Source organism: Novosphingobium flavum, assembly GCF_014230315.1.
GTDB classification, from domain to species: Bacteria; Pseudomonadota; Alphaproteobacteria; order Sphingomonadales; family Sphingomonadaceae; genus Novosphingobium; species Novosphingobium flavum.
On sequence record NZ_JACLAW010000008.1, the window covers coordinates 85754 to 104677 of the forward strand.

Below are 18924 nucleotides of genomic sequence, written 5' to 3' on the forward strand. Positions count from 1 at the left end.
CTTATTGCTTTGCGGTGCCGCTCGCCGTTTCCGAAGTTCCATTGGCCGAGCTGCTCGACTGCTGGCTGGCCACCTGCTTGATCTGGCCTTCGCTCATGGCCGACATCACGCCCTTGCCGCTGGCCGAGAAGTTGGTGGCGGGCAGGGTCGCGGTCTTGCCGTCGACCTTGACCAGCAGCTGGCGGACCTGGCCGCGCTGGTCGGTGATCACCTCGCGGACCTTGCCGATCTTCTCGCCGCTCGGGGATAGAACCGAGGCGCCCTTGGTCACGCTGAAGGCGCCGGAGCCGGCGGCATTGCCCGATCCGGCAAGGCCGAGGCCCGATCCGGCCGCGCTGCCCGATCCGGCAGCCGAACCGGCGGCGCTACCGGCCAGCGATGCGGCCGATCCGGCAGCCCCGGCGCCCCGCTGGGCTGCGGCCGATGCCGCACCGCTGGCCGCGCCCTGGACCGAACCGGCGAGCTTGCCGCTGCGCTCGGCCGCAGCAGAGGCTGCGCCGCTCGCCGTGGTCCGGGCGGAACCGGCAAGATTGCTGCCGCGCTCGTCGGCGGCGGAAGCCGCGCCGGCCGCCGTGCCGCGCGCCGAGCCGGCCGCGCCGCGCACGGCGTCGGTGCCGATCAGCTGGGCATCGGCGCTGCCCGCCCCACTGGCGCTGCCATCGCCCGCAAGCGTGCCGCCGACCGCGTGATTGGGGGTGGAGAGCGACTGGGTGAGGGTGCCGCCGCCGCTGGCTTCGGCGCTGCGGCTGGCGTGGACCTGACCGGTCTTACGGTTGACCGACTGGGAGCCGCTGGTCGATCCGCTGCCGCGCAGGGTGCCGTTGGTGTTGGAGCGGACCGAGTCCATCGAGCTGCCGATAGAGTCCATCGAGCCGCCGATCGATCCCATGCCGCCCATGGCGCCACCGATGCCGCCACCGATGGCGCCGCCGATCCCGCCGCCAAGGCCGCCGCCGATCAGCTGGGCGTGGGCGGGGGCTGTCGTTGCGAGCAGCGCCGCCGAGATGAGGATGAACTTGTGCATGGCTGTTTCCTTCGCTTCGATGTGGCGAGGGCGGCTGACCGCTCTCTCACTGACGAAAACGAAGGGCCGATCCGGTTTAATTCATCGGCGCCGCAAAAAAGTTCGAAAAGTTTCGAGGCGCGATTTTATCGGGCGCGGCAGGCGCCGCAGACGAGGCCCCGGCCATAGGTCCGGTCCGCACCCTTGCCGCCGAGGTCGATCGCCTCGCGGTCCAGCGCGGCGATTGCCGGAGCCCCGCGATCGAGCGCGAGGGCGGCCCGCGCCGCCACCAGCGGCGCCGCGTAGGATGTGCCGCGCACCCGCAGCCATTGCCCGGCCGCATTGGCTGCGGTCATGTCAGCACCGGGGGCCGCATAGTCGAGATGGAGGGCGCGGCCCGCCTCGATCAGGGCACGGTTCCGGCCATCGACGCCGGTGACCGCGATGACCCCCGGATAGGAGGCGGGATAGGCGGGCGGTGCGGCCGGGCCGTCATTGCCCACGGCGGCGACCAGCACCACCCCGCGCTTCATCGCGGCGCCCAGCGCGCGTTCCAGCAGCGGATTGGCCGGGCCGACGAGGCTGATCGAGATCACCCGCACCCGCTGGCGCAGCAGCCAGTCCACCCCCCGGCCGATGGCAAGGGCATTGCCGCCCGCCGGATCGCTGCCGTAGACATCGGCCACCAACACCCGGCGCGCGCCGGTTCGCCGCAGCAGCGAGGCGACCGCGCTACCATGATCGTTGGCGAGCGGCGCGCCGCGGGCAAAGCCCTGGACCGCCGCCGCGCCCACGCCGGGCCCGGGCGCGCCGTCGATCACGCCCACGGGAAGGTCGGTGGTGCCTGTGCCGGAAGGCGGAGCAGGAGCCTTGGCCGGTGCGGAAGCCGCAGCGCCTGCGGGGAAATTCAGAGTGTCGGCACTGATCGTTGCCTCCGGCAGGGCCTGCCGCAGCGCCCGCTCGGCCTTGGCCAGCGGCATTCCGGGCGGAACGGCGAGCCGGGTCACGGTCAGGCCCAGTTCGCCCAGTTGCTGGCTCTCCAGCGCGGCAAAGCCGGAAGCCCTGGCGCGGGCAAGATCTTGCGGCGAAAGGTCGAGCGCCAGCAGTTCGCCGCGCCGGGCCGGGGCGCCGGCCGCATTGACCTCGATCGCATCGCCATGGCGGCGCAACAGTTCGGCCAGCCGCGCGGTCCGCTCGCGCGCGAGATCGGCGGCATTGCGGGCGATGGTTCCGGCCGTGTCGCCCACCCGGTCCAGCGCGGAGCCCAGCGTTCCCGTTACCCGGTCCAGCGCGCCGCCGACCGGGGGCAGGCCCAATTGCGCCGATGCGGGCACGGCGGCCCCCAGCAGCAGGGCGAAAATCAGGGGAAGGCGGCTTTTCATCATCAATTGTCACGCTAACAGGAAGGGACAGGGATGAAACGTCCCGTCTCGTTCGTTTCATCCACGAAAGGGCACGAAAACTGTCAAATGCCTTCGAACAGGGAATTCTGGCGCTCCTGCCCCGGCTGCGACGGTTCGCGGCCGGGTTGGCGCGCCACCCTGCCCAGGCCGACGACCTGTGCCAGATGACGATCGAGCGCGCCCTCCGCAGCCGCCAGCAATGGCAGGAGGGAACGCGGCTCGACAGCTGGATGTATCGGATCATGCGCAATATCTGGATAGACGAGACAAGAGCCTCCGCCCGGCGCGGGCAGACCTTTGTGGACGAGGAACAGGGGCTTGGCGTTGGCGCAAGCGGCGGGCAGGAGGAGCGGGCCGAACTGCTCGACGTCAATCGCGCCATGGCCCGTCTGCCCGACGAGCAGCGCGAGGCCGTGTTGCTGGTGATGGTCGAGGGCTGGTCTTACAAGGAAGCAGCCGCGATCGTGGGGTGCCCGGTGGGTACGCTCAATTCGCGGCTGGTGCGCGGGCGCGATGCCCTGCTGGCAATGCTGGGAGAAGCGGCATGACCATCACCCCCGAACAACTCGCGGCCTATGCCGACGGCGAACTGGATGAGGCCGAGGCCCGCGTGGTCGAGGCTGCTTTGGGGCAGAATGTCGAGCTGCAGGCCGAGCTCGCCGCGCACCGCGCGCTGAAGGCGCGGCTGGCGGCCCATTTCGCCCCGGTGGCCGAGGAGGCCGTGCCCGACCATCTTGCCGCGCTCTTGCGGGCGGCCCCGCCGGTCGAGGTCCCGGCCGTGGCCCGGGTCGAGGCGGAAGTGATCGATTTTGCCGCCGCCCGGGCGGCGCGCAAGGCCGCGCAGGCCGCCCAGGCTAGGCCGGCCCGCGCGCGCTGGCCGCGCTGGGCCGGTCCCGCGCTGGCCGCCTCGCTGGTGCTGGCCGTGCTCGGCATCGGCCTGCGTCCTTCCGGCAACGAGGCGGGCGGGGCGCTGGGCGCCGCGCTCGACCGGCAGCTTGCCGCCGGGCAGAGCGGGAGCGAGCCGGTGCGCATCCTGATCAGCTTCCGCGACAAGGCCGGAACCCTGTGCCGGGGCTATGCCGAGGGCGCGGGCAGCGGGATCGCCTGCCACGTCGGCGGCGGGTGGAAGGTGATCCGCCAATTCGGCGGGGCTGCGGCGGAGCAGGGCCAGTACCGCCAGGCCGGCAGCGCTTCCGAACAGGTCTTCGCCGCCGCGCAGGACCTGGCCGAGGGCGAGGCGCTGGACGAGCAAGGCGAGCGCACCGCCCGCGCCGCCGGCTGGTCGCGCTGATCCGGGGTGCTGCAAACCCACTAGTTGCAAACCTTTGCTGCTCGGTCCGGCGACCCGGATCGGCGCTTGGCCGCAAGGGGGTTTTCAACAGCCCCGAAGCGAGGCATTATGCGCGCTTCAAAAAATAACAGGAGAGGAAGGCCATGCGCAGCAGCTGGAGCCGTGATGTGCTCGCCCGCCGCATTGATCGGTGTTATCTGATCGCGGCGCGCACCAAGATCGCAGACAAGCGTGAGCGTTACATCGGCCTTGCGCGCGACTATCGCGCCCAGCTTGCCAATCCGGTCCTGCGCGCACCGGCCGCCTGATCGTTTTTTACCGGAAACCGGCGCCGCCGGAGTGATGGGGCTCGGGGCATCTGCCCGGGGCCCTTTCTCGTTACGGGCGCGGTTACGGCTTCAGGACGACCGACTGGTCCGCGCCCGGGGCGAAGCGGTGCCGCTCGTTGGTGCAGTAGTATTCGCCCATTTCGTAGTTCCTGAGCAGCTTGTGCGTGGCGGTCGAGGTGATCGGGCGGGTGAAGGCCTTCGGGTCTTCGATCGTGATCGTCACTTCCAGCGTTTCCTCGTCGATCCGGCGAATGCGCTGCATGATGTGGGCCTGCTCGCTGTAGATCGCGCGCCCGTCGATATAGGGCTGGGCGCCGAGACCGATGGTGTCCACCACCAGCACGTCGCCTTCCCAATGCCCCACCGAGTCCCCGTAGAACGTCGGATCGAGTTCATCCGCCGGCAGGTGGCCGCGGTTTAGGAAGACCCGCATGAGGGCCTGGTTTTCCTTGTGCGCCACCACCTGGTCGGCCGACTGGAAGATCTCGATCACTCCGCTGACGGTCATCATCCGGCCGAGACCCGACGGCAGGCAGGTGGACCCGGCGGGTTGTACGGGCCTGCCTTCGATTTCCTCCTGGATGCGGTGCTCGTAGTCCTTCTGGAACTCGGGCGTGTAGGGATAGACCACATAGGTCACCCCCTCGCGGGTCTGCTTCGGGCCGAAGCCGGTCTGGCGGACCATTTCCCAGCTGCCGGTGAGGTTGCGGTTGCCGGGGATCGCCGCAACGTCCGGGGCGGGCGCCGCCCCGGCGCGGACCGGGGTGAGCAGGCTGGCGGCGAGCGCCAGCGTGGCGGGGGTGCGGAACTTGCTCATCTTCGCCAACTCCTCAGCGCCGCGTCGTCAGCGTGATGCCCAGGGTGCGCGGGCGGAAGGTGGTGTCGGTAAAGATCGGGTTGTTCGAGCGCACCGTAGAGCAGGTGGCGTTCGAGCAGGAGCGCCCGCCCGAGCGCGAGGTGATGTCGCGCGAATTGAGCAGGTTGTCGGCATAGAGGGCCACGGTGGTATTGCCGAAGTCATAGGCCAGCCGCGCGGTCATGTAATTGGTCGCGGGGGTGCGGTCGGTGTCGATGTTGTAGGACGACGAGTTCGGGCCGTTGCCGGTCTGATAGGAATCGGTGTGCTGGAAATTGGCGGTGAGGCTCACCGTCGCGCCTGCGCCGACCGGCCGTTCGATCGTTGCCCCGATGCTGTACTGGAAACGCGGCACGGGCATCGGCGTGTGCGCCGGAATGAACACCGAGAAGGTGGGCGAGGGGCCGACCAGCGCGTCCTTGTAGAAGGCATCGGTATAGCCGGCGAGGAAGCTCAGGCTGAAGCCTTCGACGGGGCGGATTTCGGTCTCGAGGTCAAAGCCGCGGCTGATCGCGCGGCCGGCATTGGTGGTATAGGCAAAGCCGCAAGGGCTGGGCAGGGTGTAGTTCACCTGCACATTGCGCCAGTCCACATAGAATGCCGAAGCGTGGACCTGTGCCTTGCCGCCGAAGAGGCTGGTCTTGGCGCCGAGTTCATAGCTCCACAGGCTGTCGGAATCGTAGTCTCGCGGGGTGTCGGTCATCCCCAGCGCGGCGAAGGTGGAGGCGCATTTGAACGCGAACGGGCCGGTGTTGACCCCGCCCATGCGAAAGCCCTTGGCGGCCGAGGCATAGGCCATGGTGCCCGGCGCGACGTCGAGCTCAAGCCCGAACTTGGGCGTGACCGAGGTCTGGCGCTGGACGCCGGTGCTGAGGCCGCCGTTGGCCGTGGTGGGGACCGCATAGCCGAAGAACGAGCCGGCAAGCTGGGTGTCGTAGCCGAAGCGATTGTCCGAAGCACGCAGGCCCGCCGTTGCCCGCACGGCGCTTCCAAGCGGGACGGTGATCTGGCCGAAGGCGGCCAGCTCGGTCTCGTCCAGCGTCTGCACGCGGGACGAGACATCGCCATTGGCGGCCACCGGCGCCCCGTAGATGATCGTGTCCGACACGCCGCGCAGGGCCGGGGCCCATGCCGCGAGATCGGTGAAATCGTGCGATTCCGACCGGGTGTTCTGCTTGGAGTAGTAGACCCCCGCGACCCAGCGCACCGCACTGTGCGGCTTGGCGGCAAGGCGCAGTTCCTGGAACCAGGCCGTGCGCTTGTTTTCGTAAGTCGCCAGGGCGCGGAAGACGGGGAAGGTGTAGAGGAATGGCACCCCGGCCTGATAGGAGCCGGTTTCATTGTAGCTCTGGTCGTTCTGGCCGCGGTTGCGGTCTTCCAGGTAGACGTTGGAGAAGTGCAGGTCGCCGAACGGCAGGTCGAGGTCGAAGGCCAGGCTCGGGGCGTAAAGGGTGGCCGTGCGGGTCGACGGGGTGAAGCACGGCGCGATGGTATTCTTGTAGTTCTCGCCGATGTTGCAGTTCTTGCCGGTGCGGAACGGGCCGAACACGTTGTAGGGGCCATAGGTGAAGCCGGGCAGGGTGAAGTTCACCGGGCCGTTGCTTCCGGTGTAGGCGGCCCCGGCAGCGTTGAAGCTGCGGGATGGCACGGCGGTTGCCGCCACGTCTTCCCACCAGGTGTCGCTGTCGTTGAACTTCTCGTAGGAGGCGTAGAACGCAGGCGTGACCTTGAGCGTGTCGGTCGCCTGCCAGAGCAGGCTGACATGGCCGGACTTGCGCAGGACCGAATTGGTGTCCTTGCCGATGGTCTGGCCGGAATAGATGTCGACATGGTCGATGTAGCCGCCTTCGCGGCGAATGTCGCCAGAGGCGCGCAGGGCCAGCGTTCCGGCCACCAGCGGCAGGTTCACCGAGCCGCCCAGCTCGTAAGTGGGGGAGCCGCCTTCGGTCTGCGCGCCCTCGACCTTGGCGGAATAGTGGAAGTCGTTCAGATCGGGCTGCATGGTGATGAAGCGCACCGCGCCGCCTTCGGCGCTGCCGCCGAACAGCGTGCCCTGCGGTCCGCGCAGCACTTCGACCCGCTGGAGGTTGACCATCTGCGGGAAGATCACGCCGCTGCCGCTGAAGCTGCCCAGCGTCGCGCGGCGCTGGAGCGGGATATCGTCGAGGTAGACCGCCGTGGTTGCCGCGCCGATCGAGGAATAGATGCCCCGAATGGCGATGTTGGCCCCGCGCGGGTTGTTGCCGCTGGTGATGGTGAGCGCAGGGACGACGCGCGCGAGATCCTGGGCCGAACGGACCGATTGGGCTGAAAGGTCATCCTGGGTCTGGGCGACGATGCTCGCCGAAACGCGGTTCAGCGGCTGCTCGGTCTTGTTGGCGGTGACGATGATGTCGCCGTCGAGGGCCGCTTCTTCGGCATGGGCCGGGGCGCCGATCAGCGCAGCGGTGAAGGCGGAGGCGAGCAGGGCCGACTTGCGGCGGGCAAAAGTGGGCATGAAAGGTCCTTTCACGAAGGATGCATTCTGGGCATGGGAATTCAGCCCCCGCGAGAGGGGCGGCGGATGGACGGACGGATCGACGGAAGAGCCTTACTGGCCCTTCAGGAGGGTGCCGTTGGCCAGCCGCAGCGTCAGCAGTTGGCCCGCCGGCGTACCGTCGCGCATGGGATGGTATTCGACCGTCACCTGGTCGCCCGGCTTGAGGGTGCGCGCGTTCCAGCCGCCTGCGCGCAGGTAGCTCAGCGCATTCGCCTCGAGCGCGATATGGGTGAAGCCCTTGTGCGCGCCCTGTCCTGCGGAAACGTCAAGCTCGATCCAGCAGTGCGGGTTGGCCCACTGGAACTCGGTGACCGATGCCTTGACGGTCAAGGTCTGCCGGGCATCGAACATCGCGAAGGAATGGTGGGCGCTGACCGGCGCCGGCATCAGCGCCGCCGCAGCCAGACAAAGTGCGATGGCTCGTTTCATGTCTTCCCCCTTGATCATGCGGCTCGTTCCGGAATTGTTGCTCCCATGTTGTCGAACCTGCGTTCGAGCGCCCCGGAGCATTCGCAATTCGCTGCATTATGTTACGAAAAATTATCGCTAATTCTTGACTTGCCGTTGAATTGGAAGGGGCGGATAATAAGGATGCCTGCGGGCGGCTATTCAAATTCCGTTATGATAGTCTGCAAATTTGTCCTCGCAGGAAGGCCCGTGACGGGGCCGGGCGGGAATGCCTGAGCAGCATCACGCAAATAGGACTCGCTGTAACGCCGTTGAAATTGCTCTTGCGAACACCTTCGGCCACCTGCGCCGACACGAATGTGGGAGGGGGAAGGATCGATGCGCCTATTCAGTAATGCCGCCGCCATGGCACTTTGCCTGGCCGCGCCGATGGCGGTTTCGGCCGAACAGGCGCCGCGCTGGAGCGCGGCCGATGATGCGGCCCTGAGCAAGGCCCTGGCCGATCCCCACCGCGAGAAGGACCGCGCGCGCGACGTGTGGCGCCATCCGGTCGAAACGCTCAAGTTCTTCCGCGTCCATCCCGGCATGACCGTGGTGGAATATCTGCCCGAGGGCGGCTGGTTCACGCGCCTGCTGGTCCCCTACATCGGTGAGGGGGGGCGCTACATCGCGCTCAATCCCAACCTGACCCGCGGCAACGAATACCAGAAGCGGATCATGGCCAATATCGCCGCGACCTTCCCGCCCAAGGCGGCCGCCTGGACCGGGCAACCGGCAGAGCGCTTCCTGGCCTTTAACGGCGAAGAGGCGCCGGCCGCGCTCAACGGCACGGTCGACCGCGTGTTCATCTTCCGCGAAGTGCACAACATGCTGCGCGGCGGCTATCTCTCGCCCGATCTCAACCTGATGCGCCACCTGCTCAAGCCCGATGGCCTGCTGGGCATCGAGCAGCACCGCGCGAAGCCGGATGCTGACCCGGACTATACCGACGGCAACAAGGGCTACCTGCGCGAAAAGGACGTCATCGCGATGGTCGAAGCTCACGGTTTCGAGCTGGTCGGGAAGACCGAGATCAACGCGAATCCGAAGGACCCGGCCAATTACCCGGAGGGCGTGTGGGTTCTGCCTCCGACCTATCGCAAGAAGGACGTCGACCGCGCGAAATACGACGCGATCGGCGAGAGCGACCGCATGACGCTGCTGTTCCGCAAGCGGGCCTGGAAGTAATCCCATCGTTTGATGGTGCCGGCTGAGGGATTTGAACCCCCGACCTTCGGTTTACAAAACCGCTGCACTACCACTGTGCTAAGCCGGCATCGCCACATGGGTCGCTGCGCGCTTTGCCTCAGGTCGCGCCGAAGGTCCAGCCTTCCGTTTGCGCGATCTCTGCAAGGCCGGCGGGCATCCACAGTTGCGGGCTGGAGGCGGCGCGGCGCAGCCAGGCGGCGGTGAGCAGGGCATCGCTGCGGTGATCGTCGATGGGCCCGCCTGCAGCCACAGGCATGCTGCCAAGCACGGCGAGGGCCGCGTTCAGCGCTGCATGGTCGCGCATCTTGGAGCGGCCGGCACTGCGCCCGGCGGCGATGGCGGCAAGGCTGGTGTAGATTTCGACCACGACCGAGCCGGCGGCGGGCAGGGGATCGACCGGCCAGACCGGCAGGGCCCCGCCCAGCCGGTGGAGCACGCGCATGCCGGACAGGCTGCCCTTGCCCACCTGCGCCGCGCCGATCAGGTTGAAATTGGAATAGGGCCGGCAGCCCATGCGCTCCTGCGCATGTTCGGTCCGGCGAAAGCGGCCGCGCCCGCCCGGCTTGCCGTTCGCGCCGAAGCCTGCCCCCTCCCGCCCGCCGTGACGGCGGAAATAGGCGCTCGCCTCAGGGTGATCGACGAAGGACGAGACGCCGAGGTGCGGGTCATCCGCGCAGATCCGGTCGACCAGCGCCCACAGCGCGCGGGCATCGGCCGGGCTTTCGATCCAGCCCGGAAAGAAGGCCCCGGCATCGGCGAAGGGCAGGGACATGCCGAGGTCGAGGCCGACCAGGCTGTCGGCCGGAAGCTCGTCCAGCAGCCAGTCGAGCACCTCGCCGCGTGACCAGCGGTGGCCGGGGCGGACCAGTTCCGGTGCTCCATCGCCGGGCTGGGCCATGGCCAGCGCAATGCCGCGGTGGCGCTCTCCGGCCGCGCCGGACCAGTCGATCGCCACGAAGCGGGAAAACCGCACCTTGTGCCTATTCCTCCGCAGCCTGGCGCTCGCGCCGCTTCCTGTCCCACCATTCGAGCCGCTTTTTCAGCTCGCGCTCGAAGCCGCGCTCGAACGGCTGGTAGAATTCGGCCGGGGCCATGCCCTCGGGCCAGTAATTGGCGCCGGAAAAGCCGTCTTCCGCGTCGGGGTCGTAGGCATAGTCCTTGCCGTAGCCGCTGTCCTTCATCAGCTTGGTCGGCGCGTTGAGGATATTGGCCGGCGGCATCAGCGAGCCGGTTTCACGCGCGGTCTTGAACGCGGCTTTCTGGGCGGCATAGGCGGCGTTCGACTTGGGGGCCGTGGCGAGATAGAGGCAGGCCTGCGCGATCGCCAGTTCGCCTTCCGGGCTGCCGAGGAACTCGTAGGCGTCCTTGGCGGCGAGGCACTGGACGAGGGCCTGCGGATCGGCGAGGCCGACATCCTCGCTGGCGAAGCGCACCAGCCGGCGCAGCACGTAGAGCGGCTCTTCCCCCGCCGTCAGCATCCGCGCGAGATAGTAGAGCGCGGCCTGCGGGTCCGAGCCGCGCAGGCTTTTGTGCAGGGCGCTGATCAGGTTGTAATGGCCGTCGCGGTCCTTGTCGTAGACCGCCACGCGGCGCTGGAGGAACTTGCCGAGCCCGGCCGGATCGAGTGGTTCGGGGATCTGCGCGGCGTAAAGCGTTTCGGCCTGGTTGAGCAGGAACCGCCCGTCGCCGTCAGCACTCGCCACCAGCGCGTCGCGCGCTTCGGCGGTGAGGGGGAGAGGGCCTTCCAGTTCCTCGGCGCGGACGATCAGGGTCGCCAGCGCCCCGGCGTCGAGGCGGTGGAGGATCAGGACCTGTGCCCGGCTGAGCAAGGCGGCATTGAGCGCGAAGCTCGGGTTCTCGGTCGTCGCGCCGACGAGGGTCACGGTGCCGCGCTCGACGAAGGGCAGGAAGCCGTCCTGCTGGGCGCGGTTGAAGCGGTGGATCTCGTCCACGAACAGGAGCGTCCGACGCCCGGCCTTGGCGGCGACCTCGGCCTCGGCGAAGGCCTTCTTGAGATCGGCCACGCCGGAGAACACCGCGCTGACCGCGGCGAAGCGCATGCCCACGGCGGCGGCAAGCAGCCGCGCGATCGAGGTCTTGCCGGTGCCCGGCGGCCCCCACAGGATCATGCTGGACAGGCGTCCGGCCGCTACCATCCGGCCGATCGCGCCTTCCGCGCCGGTCAGGTGTTCCTGCCCGATCACCTCGTCGAGCGCGCGCGGGCGCAGGCGGTCAGCCAGCGGCGCATCCTCGCGCAGGGGCCGGTCGGACTGGTCGGGCAGGGGATCGTCGGCAAACAGGTCGGACATCGCGCCTATCTAGGCATGTCCGCCGCGAATTGCACCAGCCTCAAGCCCGCTTGCGCGCCTTGGCCCGCACCAGCCTGAGATAGGTGTCGGCCACGGCCTGGTTGATGCGGTCCCACGAGAATTCGAGGCTGCGCGCCTCGCCCGCATCGCCGTGGCGGCGGCGCAGGGCAGGGTCGGTCACATAGGTGTGGAGCGCGTCGGCATATTGGTGGATCGCGCCGGGGCGGATCAGGCGCCCGGTCACCCGGTCGTCGACCAGGCTCTCGCTCCCGGTCGCCGCCGCCGCCACGACCGGCAGGCCGCAGGCCATGGCCTCGAGCGTGACATTGCCGAAGGTCTCGGTGATCGAGGGGAAGAACAGGACGTCCATCGAGGCGACCGCGCGGGCCAGGTCGGTGCCGCCGAGGAACCCGGTGAAAGTGGCCTCGGGCAGCCGGTTCTCGAACCAGTCGCGCGCCGGGCCGTCGCCCACGACCAGCACGCGGTAGGGCACGTTCTTGGCCCGCAGTTCGTCGATCGCGTCGGAAAAGACGTCGAGCCCCTTTTCCATGACCAGCCGGCTGAAGAAGCCGATCACCACCTCGTCATCGCCAAGGCCAATCGAACGGCGCCATTCCATGTCGCGGCGCTGCGGATTGAACATCTCGCGGTCCACCCCGCGCGACCAGATCGAGATGTCGTAGTTCATCCGCTGCTCGCGCAGCACCTGGGCCATCGATTCCGAAGGCGCCACCAGGGCATCGCAGCGGCGATAGAACCGGCGCAGCAGGGCCTCGAGGATCGGCTCGAGGAAGGCGAGGTTGTAATAGCGCGGATAGGTCTCGAACCGGGTGTGGACCGAGGCGAGGATCGGCAGGCCGCGTTCGCGCGCCCAGCTCACGGCGCGGTGGGCGGCCGGATCGGGCGAGGAGATATGGACGATGTTGGGCTGGAACGCGTCAAGATCGCGGCGCACCCGGCGGTTGATCCCGCTCGCCACATGGTATTCGGCGCGGCCCGGAATGGCGAAAGAGGGGAGCGAGACGAGATCGCCGGTCGGCTCGAAGGCGGGGGTTTCCACGGTCGGGGCATAGACCCGGACCTGCGCGCCCTGGCGCAGGAGATAGCCGACGAGCCGGTTGAGCGACTGGTTGGCGCCATCGCGCACGTAGTTGTAATTGCCGCTGAACAGCGCGATGCGCAGGCTTTCGCAAGAGGAAGGGGCGACGGTCATGGCCGCCGCCCCTACACGCCGCTTCGCCGTTTGGCGAGGCTTACCAGCCGTGGCGATAGCCGCGCCGGTCGTAGCGATCATAGCCGCGATATTCCCGGTGCGGATAGACCGGCACGTAGCGCGGATATTCGCGGTAGACGTAGTAGCTGCGTTGGCGCGGATAGGGCCGCGCATAGTAGTAACCGTCGTCGTAGTAACGGTCGCGGCTGCCCGAGGCGATCGCCGCGCCGAGAGCGAGACCGACGATGCCGCCGGCGATCGCGGCCCCGGTGGTGTCGCCACCCCGGCGATAGCCGCGATAGCCATCGGCCATGGCGGGCGATGCCGCCGTGAGCGTTGCCGCGCCAAGCGCGACAGCGAGTACTGCCTTCTTGATGATGGTCATGAGTTTCCTCCAGCCAAAGGATTGCCGCTCCTGCCGCACGGTCGCCGGTCAATTGGCGACTCCAGCGCTGAACGGCATGTGAATTTCGTTACATCTTGCGACGAATGGACCGGGCGAGCGGCAAGCCGACGCCATCGCGCAGGGCGCGCGCGCCCGGCCCGGTCAGCCCCCGCTGAGCGCCTGAATGATGATCACTTCATCGTGGGCGGACAGCGGCTGCGCGAGGTCGAATACCTGCTCGCCGTTGACGAAGCAGCGCATGTGGCGGCGCAAGCGGTCCTGCTCGTCGATCACGCGAAAGCGGATGCCGGGAAAGCGCCGATCGAGCGCGGCGAACAACTCGCCCAGGTTCTCGCCCTCAGCGTCGACCTCGGACTTGCCGGTGTAGGATTCCAGCGCGCTGGGGATCAGGACCTTCACGGCGGCCCCTCAGTCCAGGATTGCCGTTTCAACGGCAAAGATCGGGGGAAGGTTGTCAGCCAGCGGGGTCCAGCGTTCGCCTTCGTCGGCACTTGCCCAGAGGCTGCCGCTGGCCGTGCCGAAGTAGAGACCGACCGGATCGCAGGTGTCGCTGGCCATGGCCTGGCGGTACACCGTCCACCATGCCTCCGCCGGCGGCACACCCGTATCCTGGCGCTGCCATGTCTCGCCCCCATCGCGCGTGACATAGGCGGCGGGCTTGCCGTCCGGGCTGGTGCGCGGCCAGACGTCGGTGCCGTCCATCGGGAAGACCCATGCGGTCCGGTCATCGCGCGGGTGGACCACGATCGGAAAGCCGATGTCGCCCACGCCGGGCGGCATGGCGCGGCCGATCCGGTGCCATCGGTTCGATGGCCGGTCGATCCGGTAGATCCCGCAATGGTTCTGCTGATAGAGCCGATCCGGGTTCGAGGGGCACAGCGCGATGCAGTGCGGATCGTGGAAGGCCCATTGGCTGGCGTCGAACCCGGCAACCACCTCCAGCCCGTCGATCAGTGGCGCCCAGCTGAGCCCCGCATCGCGCGACTCGTGGACGCCACCGCCCGACATGCCGAGATAGAGGTGCGCCGCGTCGCGCGGGTCGACCAGGATGGAATGAAGCTTGGGACCGTCAGGCGTGCCGTCCTGGGCGTCGCCCGCCCGGTCGCGGTAGGCCGGGGCGTCGTTGAAGCCGGCAACGCCCTCCCACGTCTCGCCGCCATCCTCGCTGCGGAACAGGGCCTGCGGCGAGGTTCCGGCGTACCAGACGCCCGGCTCGCTGGCATGGCCCGGGGTCAGCCAGAAGGTGTGATCCACTGCGCGCCCCATCTCGCCCTCGGCCGCCTTGGGGAAGGCTGGCGGGCGCCGTGCTTCGCTCCAGGTCCGGCCAAGGTCGGTCGAGCGGAAGATCGTCGGGCCAAGGTGCCCGGTCTTGGCCGCGGCAAGCAGGGTGCGCCGATCGCGGGGGTCGAGCACGAGATGATGGATGATATGGCCGAGAAAGTGGGGGCCATCGGCGCTCCATTCCCGGCGCCCGGCATCGCCGCGATAGATCCACGCGCCCTTTCGCGTCGCAACCAGCAGGGCAAGCTCGCGCATGTCTCGGTCTCCCTCGATTATCGGTCGCTGGCCCTTGCGGGCAGGCGCGCGGGGGAGGGCCAGTTTCGGGCCGACTGCGTTCGCGGTCAATGGTTCGCAGCCGGAGGAAACGAGTAAGGGCGCCCGGCGGCAGGCCGGGCGCCCCCCTCGTCGGCGCCGCATGTGCCCGCGGCGCCAACGGTGGCTCAGGTCATGACAGCTGCGGATCAGTTGCCGTAGCGGTAGTTGCGCTGGCCGTAGTAGTCGTCGCGCCCGTAGTAGCCGCGATCGTTCTGGCCGTAGCCGCGGTCGTCATAGCCGCGCCGGTCGTAGTAGCCGCGGTTGTCGTCCTCGTCGCAGTTCCGGCCGTTGCGGTCGTAGCGATGGCCCTGGCGGTCCCAGTAGTAGCCGTCGCGCCACGTCCAGCCGCGGTTGGCATAGCGATAGCGGTAATCGTTGTTGTTGTTCTTGCTGATCGAGGAACCGACGATCGCGCCGATGGCGAGGCCGATGATCCCGCCGGCAATCGCGGCGCCGGTGGTGTCGCCGCCGCGGCGGCCGTTGTAATAGGACTGGGCCATCGCCGGGGAAACCGAGGTGAGGGCGGTGGCGCCGAGAACGGTGGCAATGGTTGCCTTCTTGAGCATGTTCATGGCTTCGAACTCCTGTGGGCGGATCGAAGCGGAAGGCCCTCTGCCTTCCCTGATTCGCCGTTGAGTTCATCTTTAGGCTTGCGAAGCTGAACGGGTGTCGAGGCGGCTTGGCAGCTTTCGTTCAGGTTTTCAGGCGTGAAGGTGAATGTCTCAAGGCAGGCGAAACAGCTCGCCGGGCTTGCGGCCCTCCAGCGCAGCCGGCACCGAGGGGAGGCAGCCGCCCGTGCTCAGGGCGTGGCCGGTCATGTCGACGAAGATCGGGCGGCGATGGTCGATCTCGGCCATGAACCGGCTCCAGCTTTCGCGTTCGTCGAACCACGGCTCGCACAGCGGTTCGGCGAGGTAGAGGTCCGGCCGCAGGTAATGCAGGTGGTCGCTGCCGAACACGACGATGGCCCCGCCGGGCACCGCGCGATAGTGCTGCCGCACGGCCCTGACCGTCGCGGAATAGCGGGATATGGGGCGCGTGAGCAACGGCCAGACGGCAACCAGGCAGGAACAGGCTGCCGCAGTCGCCGCCAGCAGCGCGATCTGCCGGGTTGCCCCGGGCCATGAGACCAGCGCCGCGCGCAGCAGGCCGATGGTGACCAGCAGGGTGCCGGGGCCGAGCAGGCGGAAGTTGTAGGGATCGAACTCGTTGGTCCAGCGCAGCGCGATGATCGCGCCGAGGTAGGCCGTGCCCACGGTCAGGAAGGAGAGGGCCAGACCGTCGACCCGCATCCCGCGCAAGGGGCGCGGATGGCGCCGCGCGATGATCGCGCCCAACCAGACGAATGCGGCCAGCTGCGCCAGTGCGAGCCAACCCGCCGGGCTGGTGAACAGGCGCGGGGCAAAGTCCGGCAACTTGTCCCACACCCCGCCGACCGGCAGGATCGCCGCGTCGCCAAGGGCAGTCAGCAGGGTCTGGAGGCGGTGCCACGGCGTGTCGAGCGCAGGAATGCGGGGCATTCCGGTGGCATAACCGGTCGCCGCGGCGTTGCTGCGCAGATAGAGCGCGATGAACCCGGCGGAGGCTAGGAACAGGGCGGCGTTGACCAGCACGGCCCGCCGGTCCCGCCGGATCGCTCCGATCAGCGCGGCAAGCCCCGGCAGCGCCACGGCGAAGGCCCCGACATAGCGCGAAAGAAACAGCCCGAGAGAGCAGAGTGCCAGAAACAGGGCGCGCGGCGGGGTGTTCGCCTGCCGCTCACCGATGATCCGCGCCAGCAGCAGGGCCGCGCAGACGAGGAAGAAGATGAACGGCACCTCGCTCCAGCTATAGGAAAAGATCTCCAGCGCGGCGGCAAAGGCGAAGGGCAGGGCCAGCACCCAGCCGGTCCGCCCCCCGGCGCGCGCGACCATGCCGGTGCAGGCGAGCGCCATCAGCGCGCCCAGCACCTTGGCGGCGAGGAACGGTGAGAGCCCGCTCAGCCGCGCGGCGAGCGAGATGCCGAGCGGATAGCCGACCGGCCAGATGGCGAAGCGCTCGAAATGGGCCGGGAAGAAGCCCTCGTTCTGCACGGTGAAGCCGAGGCCGCGATCGAGGTTCGCGGCGAGGGCGAGGTAGTTCATCGAATCCGGCGAAAGATAGCCGTCCGCCGTCAGCAGGGCGCGGGCGAAGATCAGCGCGGCGATGACTAGGCCGATGCCCAGGGCGATCAGGATCGCGCGGCGGTCGGCCGGCTCGCGGGGTGCGGCGAGGCTTTCGGCGGCGCGGCGCAGGACGGATCGGCCGTTCGTCCGGCGGTCCTGCCCTGATCCCTCGCTGCTCCCGGTCTTGTGCGCCACAGTCCCCCACTAACAAAAAGGCCCGGAAAGCTTAATGCCTTCCGGGCCTTTTGGGTAATCGTTACGCCGCTTCTTTCTTGCGGCTCGCCTTCTTGCGCTCGTTCGGATCAAGGATCGCCTTGCGCAGGCGGATGGTCTTGGGCGTCACCTCGACCATTTCGTCGTCGTCGATATAGGCGATGGCCTGTTCCAGCGTCATGATCTTCGGCGGGGTCAGGCGGATCGCGTCGTCCTTGCCGGTTGAACGGAAGTTCGTCAGCTGCTTGGACTTCATCGGGTTGACTTCGAGATCGTCGGGCTTGGCGTTTTCGCCGATGATCATGCCCTCGTAGATCTTGTCCTGCGGGCGGACGAACAGGATGCCGCGCTCTTCAAGGCTGTTGAGGGCATAGCCCACGGCCTCGCCGGTCCCGTTGGAGATCAGCACGCCATTCTGGCGGCCTTCGATGGCGCCCTTGTGGGGGCCATACTTTTCGAACAGCCGGTTCATGATGCCGGTGCCGCGCGTGTCCGAAAGGAACTCGCCGTGGTAGCCGATCAGCCCGCGCGAGGGGGCCGAGAAGGTGATGCGGGTCTTGCCGCCGCCCGAGGGGCGCATGTCGGTCATTTCCGCCTTGCGCTGGTTCATCTTGTCGACGACCGTGCCCGAGTGCTCGTCGTCCACGTCGATCACCACGGTTTCATAAGGCTCGGTGCGCTGGCCGTCCTCGTCCTTCTGGAACAGCACGCGCGGGCGGCTGATGCCCAGCTCGAAGCCTTCGCGGCGCATCGTTTCGATCAGCACGCCCAGCTGCAGTTCGCCGCGACCGGCAACCTCGAAGCTGTCCTTGTCGGCGCTTTCGGTGACCTTGATCGCCACGTTCGATTCCGCTTCGCGCATCAGGCGATCGCGGATCATGCGGCTGGTCACCTTGTCGCCCTCGCGACCGGCCATCGGGCTGTCGTTCACGGCAAAGCGCATCGACAGGGTCGGCGGGTCGATCGGCTGGGCCTTGATCGGCACGGAAACCGAAGTGTCGGCAATGGTGTTGGCCACGGTCGCCACGGCAAGGCCGGCAAGGCTGATGATGTCGCCGGCGCGGGCTTCGTCCACCGGTACCCGGTCAAGGCCGCGGAAGGCCATGATCTTGGAGGCGCGGCCGGTCTCGATCACCTTGCCATCCATGTCGAGCGCGTGGATCGGCTGGTTGGCTTTGACCGTGCCCGACTGGACGCGGCCGGTCAGCACGCGGCCGAGGAAGTTGTCACGGTCGAGCAGCGTCACGAGGAAGCTGAACGGCGCATCGGCATCGAGGCTGGGCGGCGGCACGTGGTCGACGATCTTCTGGAACATCGGCTCCAGCGTGCCTTCGCGGCGGTCCGGGTCGGTGCTGGCATAGCCGTTGCGGCCCGAGGCATAGAGCACCGGGAAGTCCAGCTGTTCATCGTTGGCTTCAAGGGTGACGAAGAGGTCGAACACCTCGTCCAGCACTTCCTGGATGCGCTCGTCCGGACGGTCGACCTTGTTGACGACCACGATCGGCTTGAGACCGAGCGCGAGCGCCTTGCCGGTGACGAACTTGGTCTGCGGCATGGCGCCTTCCGAGCTGTCGACCAGCAGGATCACGCCGTCGACCATCGAGAGGATGCGTTCCACCTCGCCGCCGAAGTCGGCGTGGCCGGGGGTGTCGACGATGTTGATCCGCGTGCCGTTCCACTCGATCGAGGTCGGCTTGGCGAGAATGGTGATCCCGCGTTCCTTTTCGAGGTCGTTCGAGTCCATCGCCCGCTCTTCCACCCGCTGGTTGTCGCGGAAGGTGCCGGACTGGCGGAAAAGCTGGTCGACCAGCGTGGTCTTGCCGTGGTCGACGTGAGCGATGATCGCGATATTGCGCAGGTTGGCGGACATGAGAGGCGCGGGCTTTCCGAACAGGGAGAAGGGGGGTCGCAGTTTCGCTGCGACGCAACAATCGCCGCGCCCCTACCCCAATGCCGGGATTCGCGC

General features: G+C 68.1%; 18 protein-coding genes and 1 tRNA gene. 4 read left to right on the forward strand and 15 right to left on the reverse strand.

What is annotated here, in order from left to right; translation table 11 throughout:
• Window position 1: 1 nt before the first annotated feature.
• Complete coding sequence (locus H7F51_RS11515) at window positions 2–1024, reverse strand: hypothetical protein (RefSeq protein ID WP_185664445.1); 1023 nt, start codon at window positions 1022–1024, stop codon at window positions 2–4.
• Window positions 1025–1149: 125 nt separating this feature from the next.
• Window positions 1150–2385 carry a S8 family serine peptidase gene (locus tag H7F51_RS11520; RefSeq protein ID WP_185664446.1) on the reverse strand — a complete coding sequence of 412 codons (1236 nt, stop codon included), beginning with the start codon at window positions 2383–2385 and terminating at the stop codon, window positions 1150–1152.
• Window positions 2386–2465: 80 nt separating this feature from the next.
• Here H7F51_RS11520 and H7F51_RS11525 point away from each other — a divergent pair, with 80 nt between their 5' ends.
• The 3 genes from H7F51_RS11525 to H7F51_RS11535 all read left to right on the forward strand — a co-directional run bounded on the left by H7F51_RS11525 (window position 2466) and on the right by H7F51_RS11535 (window position 4005).
• Window positions 2466–2954: an RNA polymerase sigma factor gene (locus H7F51_RS11525; RefSeq protein ID WP_246448280.1), complete on the forward strand. Its 489-nt coding sequence runs from the start codon at window positions 2466–2468 to the stop codon at window positions 2952–2954.
• A complete protein-coding gene (locus tag H7F51_RS11530) occupies window positions 2951–3697 on the forward strand; it encodes an anti-sigma factor (RefSeq protein WP_185664448.1) in 747 nt (248 codons plus the stop codon). Before H7F51_RS11525 ends, H7F51_RS11530 begins: the two co-directional genes overlap by 4 nt.
• A 143-nt stretch (window positions 3698–3840) precedes the next feature.
• On the forward strand, window positions 3841–4005 hold the full coding sequence (locus H7F51_RS11535; protein WP_185664449.1) for a hypothetical protein: 165 nt from the start codon (window positions 3841–3843) through the stop codon (window positions 4003–4005).
• Window positions 4006–4087: 82 nt separating this feature from the next.
• Here the strand turns inward: H7F51_RS11535 and H7F51_RS11540 are convergent, their stop codons facing one another.
• The 3 genes from H7F51_RS11540 to H7F51_RS11550 all read right to left on the reverse strand — a co-directional run bounded on the left by H7F51_RS11540 (window position 4088) and on the right by H7F51_RS11550 (window position 7850).
• Window positions 4088–4843: a hypothetical protein gene (locus H7F51_RS11540; RefSeq protein WP_185664450.1), complete on the reverse strand. Its 756-nt coding sequence runs from the start codon at window positions 4841–4843 to the stop codon at window positions 4088–4090.
• A gap of 13 nt (window positions 4844–4856) precedes the next feature.
• Window positions 4857–7379, reverse strand: coding sequence for a TonB-dependent receptor (locus H7F51_RS11545; RefSeq protein WP_185664451.1), 2523 nt, complete (start codon window positions 7377–7379; stop codon window positions 4857–4859).
• Window positions 7380–7472: 93 nt separating this feature from the next.
• Entirely contained in the window at window positions 7473–7850 is a 378-nt protein-coding gene (locus H7F51_RS11550; RefSeq protein ID WP_185664452.1) for a DUF6152 family protein, read from the reverse strand.
• A 357-nt stretch (window positions 7851–8207) separates the two neighbouring features.
• Between H7F51_RS11550 and H7F51_RS11555 the strand changes: the two genes are divergently transcribed.
• A complete protein-coding gene (locus H7F51_RS11555) occupies window positions 8208–9056 on the forward strand; it encodes a class I SAM-dependent methyltransferase (RefSeq protein ID WP_185664453.1) in 849 nt (282 codons plus the stop codon).
• 13 nt (window positions 9057–9069) lie between these two features.
• On the opposite strand, the gene H7F51_RS11560 is transcribed toward H7F51_RS11555, so the two are convergent.
• The 10 genes from H7F51_RS11560 to typA all read right to left on the reverse strand — a co-directional run bounded on the left by H7F51_RS11560 (window position 9070) and on the right by typA (window position 18828).
• Window positions 9070–9144 (reverse strand) — tRNA-Thr (locus H7F51_RS11560).
• A 30-nt stretch (window positions 9145–9174) separates the two neighbouring features.
• On the reverse strand, window positions 9175–10050 hold the full coding sequence (locus H7F51_RS11565) for a hypothetical protein (RefSeq protein WP_343061275.1): 876 nt from the start codon (window positions 10048–10050) through the stop codon (window positions 9175–9177).
• A gap of 7 nt (window positions 10051–10057) precedes the next feature.
• On the reverse strand, window positions 10058–11386 hold the full coding sequence (locus H7F51_RS11570; protein ID WP_185664454.1) for a replication-associated recombination protein A: 1329 nt from the start codon (window positions 11384–11386) through the stop codon (window positions 10058–10060).
• 40 nt (window positions 11387–11426) lie between these two features.
• The gene (locus H7F51_RS11575) at window positions 11427–12599 is read right to left on the reverse strand and encodes a glycosyltransferase family 4 protein (RefSeq protein ID WP_185664455.1); all 1173 of its coding nucleotides are present in this window, start codon (window positions 12597–12599) and stop codon (window positions 11427–11429) included.
• Window positions 12600–12639: 40 nt separating this feature from the next.
• Window positions 12640–12984: a hypothetical protein gene (locus H7F51_RS11580; RefSeq protein ID WP_185664456.1), complete on the reverse strand. Its 345-nt coding sequence runs from the start codon at window positions 12982–12984 to the stop codon at window positions 12640–12642.
• A 162-nt stretch (window positions 12985–13146) separates the two neighbouring features.
• Window positions 13147–13404: a MoaD/ThiS family protein gene (locus tag H7F51_RS11585; protein ID WP_185664457.1), complete on the reverse strand. Its 258-nt coding sequence runs from the start codon at window positions 13402–13404 to the stop codon at window positions 13147–13149.
• Between the two features lie 9 nt (window positions 13405–13413).
• A complete protein-coding gene (locus H7F51_RS11590) occupies window positions 13414–14541 on the reverse strand; it encodes a glycosyl hydrolase (RefSeq protein ID WP_185664458.1) in 1128 nt (375 codons plus the stop codon).
• A gap of 206 nt (window positions 14542–14747) precedes the next feature.
• Window positions 14748–15173 (reverse strand): hypothetical protein, encoded by a 426-nt coding sequence (locus H7F51_RS11595; protein WP_185664459.1) that lies wholly within the window; start codon window positions 15171–15173, stop codon window positions 14748–14750.
• A gap of 150 nt (window positions 15174–15323) precedes the next feature.
• The gene (locus tag H7F51_RS11600; protein ID WP_185664460.1) at window positions 15324–16940 is read right to left on the reverse strand and encodes a hypothetical protein; all 1617 of its coding nucleotides are present in this window, start codon (window positions 16938–16940) and stop codon (window positions 15324–15326) included.
• 61 nt (window positions 16941–17001) lie between these two features.
• Entirely contained in the window at window positions 17002–18828 is a 1827-nt protein-coding gene (typA, locus tag H7F51_RS11605; protein ID WP_185664461.1) for a translational GTPase TypA, read from the reverse strand.
• Window positions 18829–18924: the final 96 nt, after the last annotated feature.

What these genes read in the sequence shown, in the direction of transcription:
- H7F51_RS11515 (WP_185664445.1), bottom strand. Translation starts at nt 1,024, where the DNA reads ATGCACAAGTTCATCCTCATCTCGGCGGCGCTGCTCGCAACGACAGCC.
- H7F51_RS11520 (WP_185664446.1), bottom strand. Translation starts at nt 2,385, where the DNA reads ATGAAAAGCCGCCTTCCCCTGATTTTCGCCCTGCTGCTGGGGGCCGCC.
- H7F51_RS11530 (WP_185664448.1), top strand. Translation starts at nt 2,951, where the DNA reads ATGACCATCACCCCCGAACAACTCGCGGCCTATGCCGACGGCGAACTG.
- H7F51_RS11535 (WP_185664449.1), top strand. Translation starts at nt 3,841, where the DNA reads ATGCGCAGCAGCTGGAGCCGTGATGTGCTCGCCCGCCGCATTGATCGG.
- H7F51_RS11540 (WP_185664450.1), bottom strand. Translation starts at nt 4,843, where the DNA reads ATGAGCAAGTTCCGCACCCCCGCCACGCTGGCGCTCGCCGCCAGCCTG.
- H7F51_RS11545 (WP_185664451.1), bottom strand. Translation starts at nt 7,379, where the DNA reads ATGCCCACTTTTGCCCGCCGCAAGTCGGCCCTGCTCGCCTCCGCCTTC.
- H7F51_RS11550 (WP_185664452.1), bottom strand. Translation starts at nt 7,850, where the DNA reads ATGAAACGAGCCATCGCACTTTGTCTGGCTGCGGCGGCGCTGATGCCG.
- H7F51_RS11555 (WP_185664453.1), top strand. Translation starts at nt 8,208, where the DNA reads ATGCGCCTATTCAGTAATGCCGCCGCCATGGCACTTTGCCTGGCCGCG.
- H7F51_RS11570 (WP_185664454.1), bottom strand. Translation starts at nt 11,386, where the DNA reads ATGTCCGACCTGTTTGCCGACGATCCCCTGCCCGACCAGTCCGACCGG.
- H7F51_RS11575 (WP_185664455.1), bottom strand. Translation starts at nt 12,599, where the DNA reads ATGACCGTCGCCCCTTCCTCTTGCGAAAGCCTGCGCATCGCGCTGTTC.
- H7F51_RS11580 (WP_185664456.1), bottom strand. Translation starts at nt 12,984, where the DNA reads ATGACCATCATCAAGAAGGCAGTACTCGCTGTCGCGCTTGGCGCGGCA.
- H7F51_RS11590 (WP_185664458.1), bottom strand. Translation starts at nt 14,541, where the DNA reads ATGCGCGAGCTTGCCCTGCTGGTTGCGACGCGAAAGGGCGCGTGGATC.
- H7F51_RS11595 (WP_185664459.1), bottom strand. Translation starts at nt 15,173, where the DNA reads ATGAACATGCTCAAGAAGGCAACCATTGCCACCGTTCTCGGCGCCACC.
- typA (WP_185664461.1), bottom strand. Translation starts at nt 18,828, where the DNA reads ATGTCCGCCAACCTGCGCAATATCGCGATCATCGCTCACGTCGACCAC.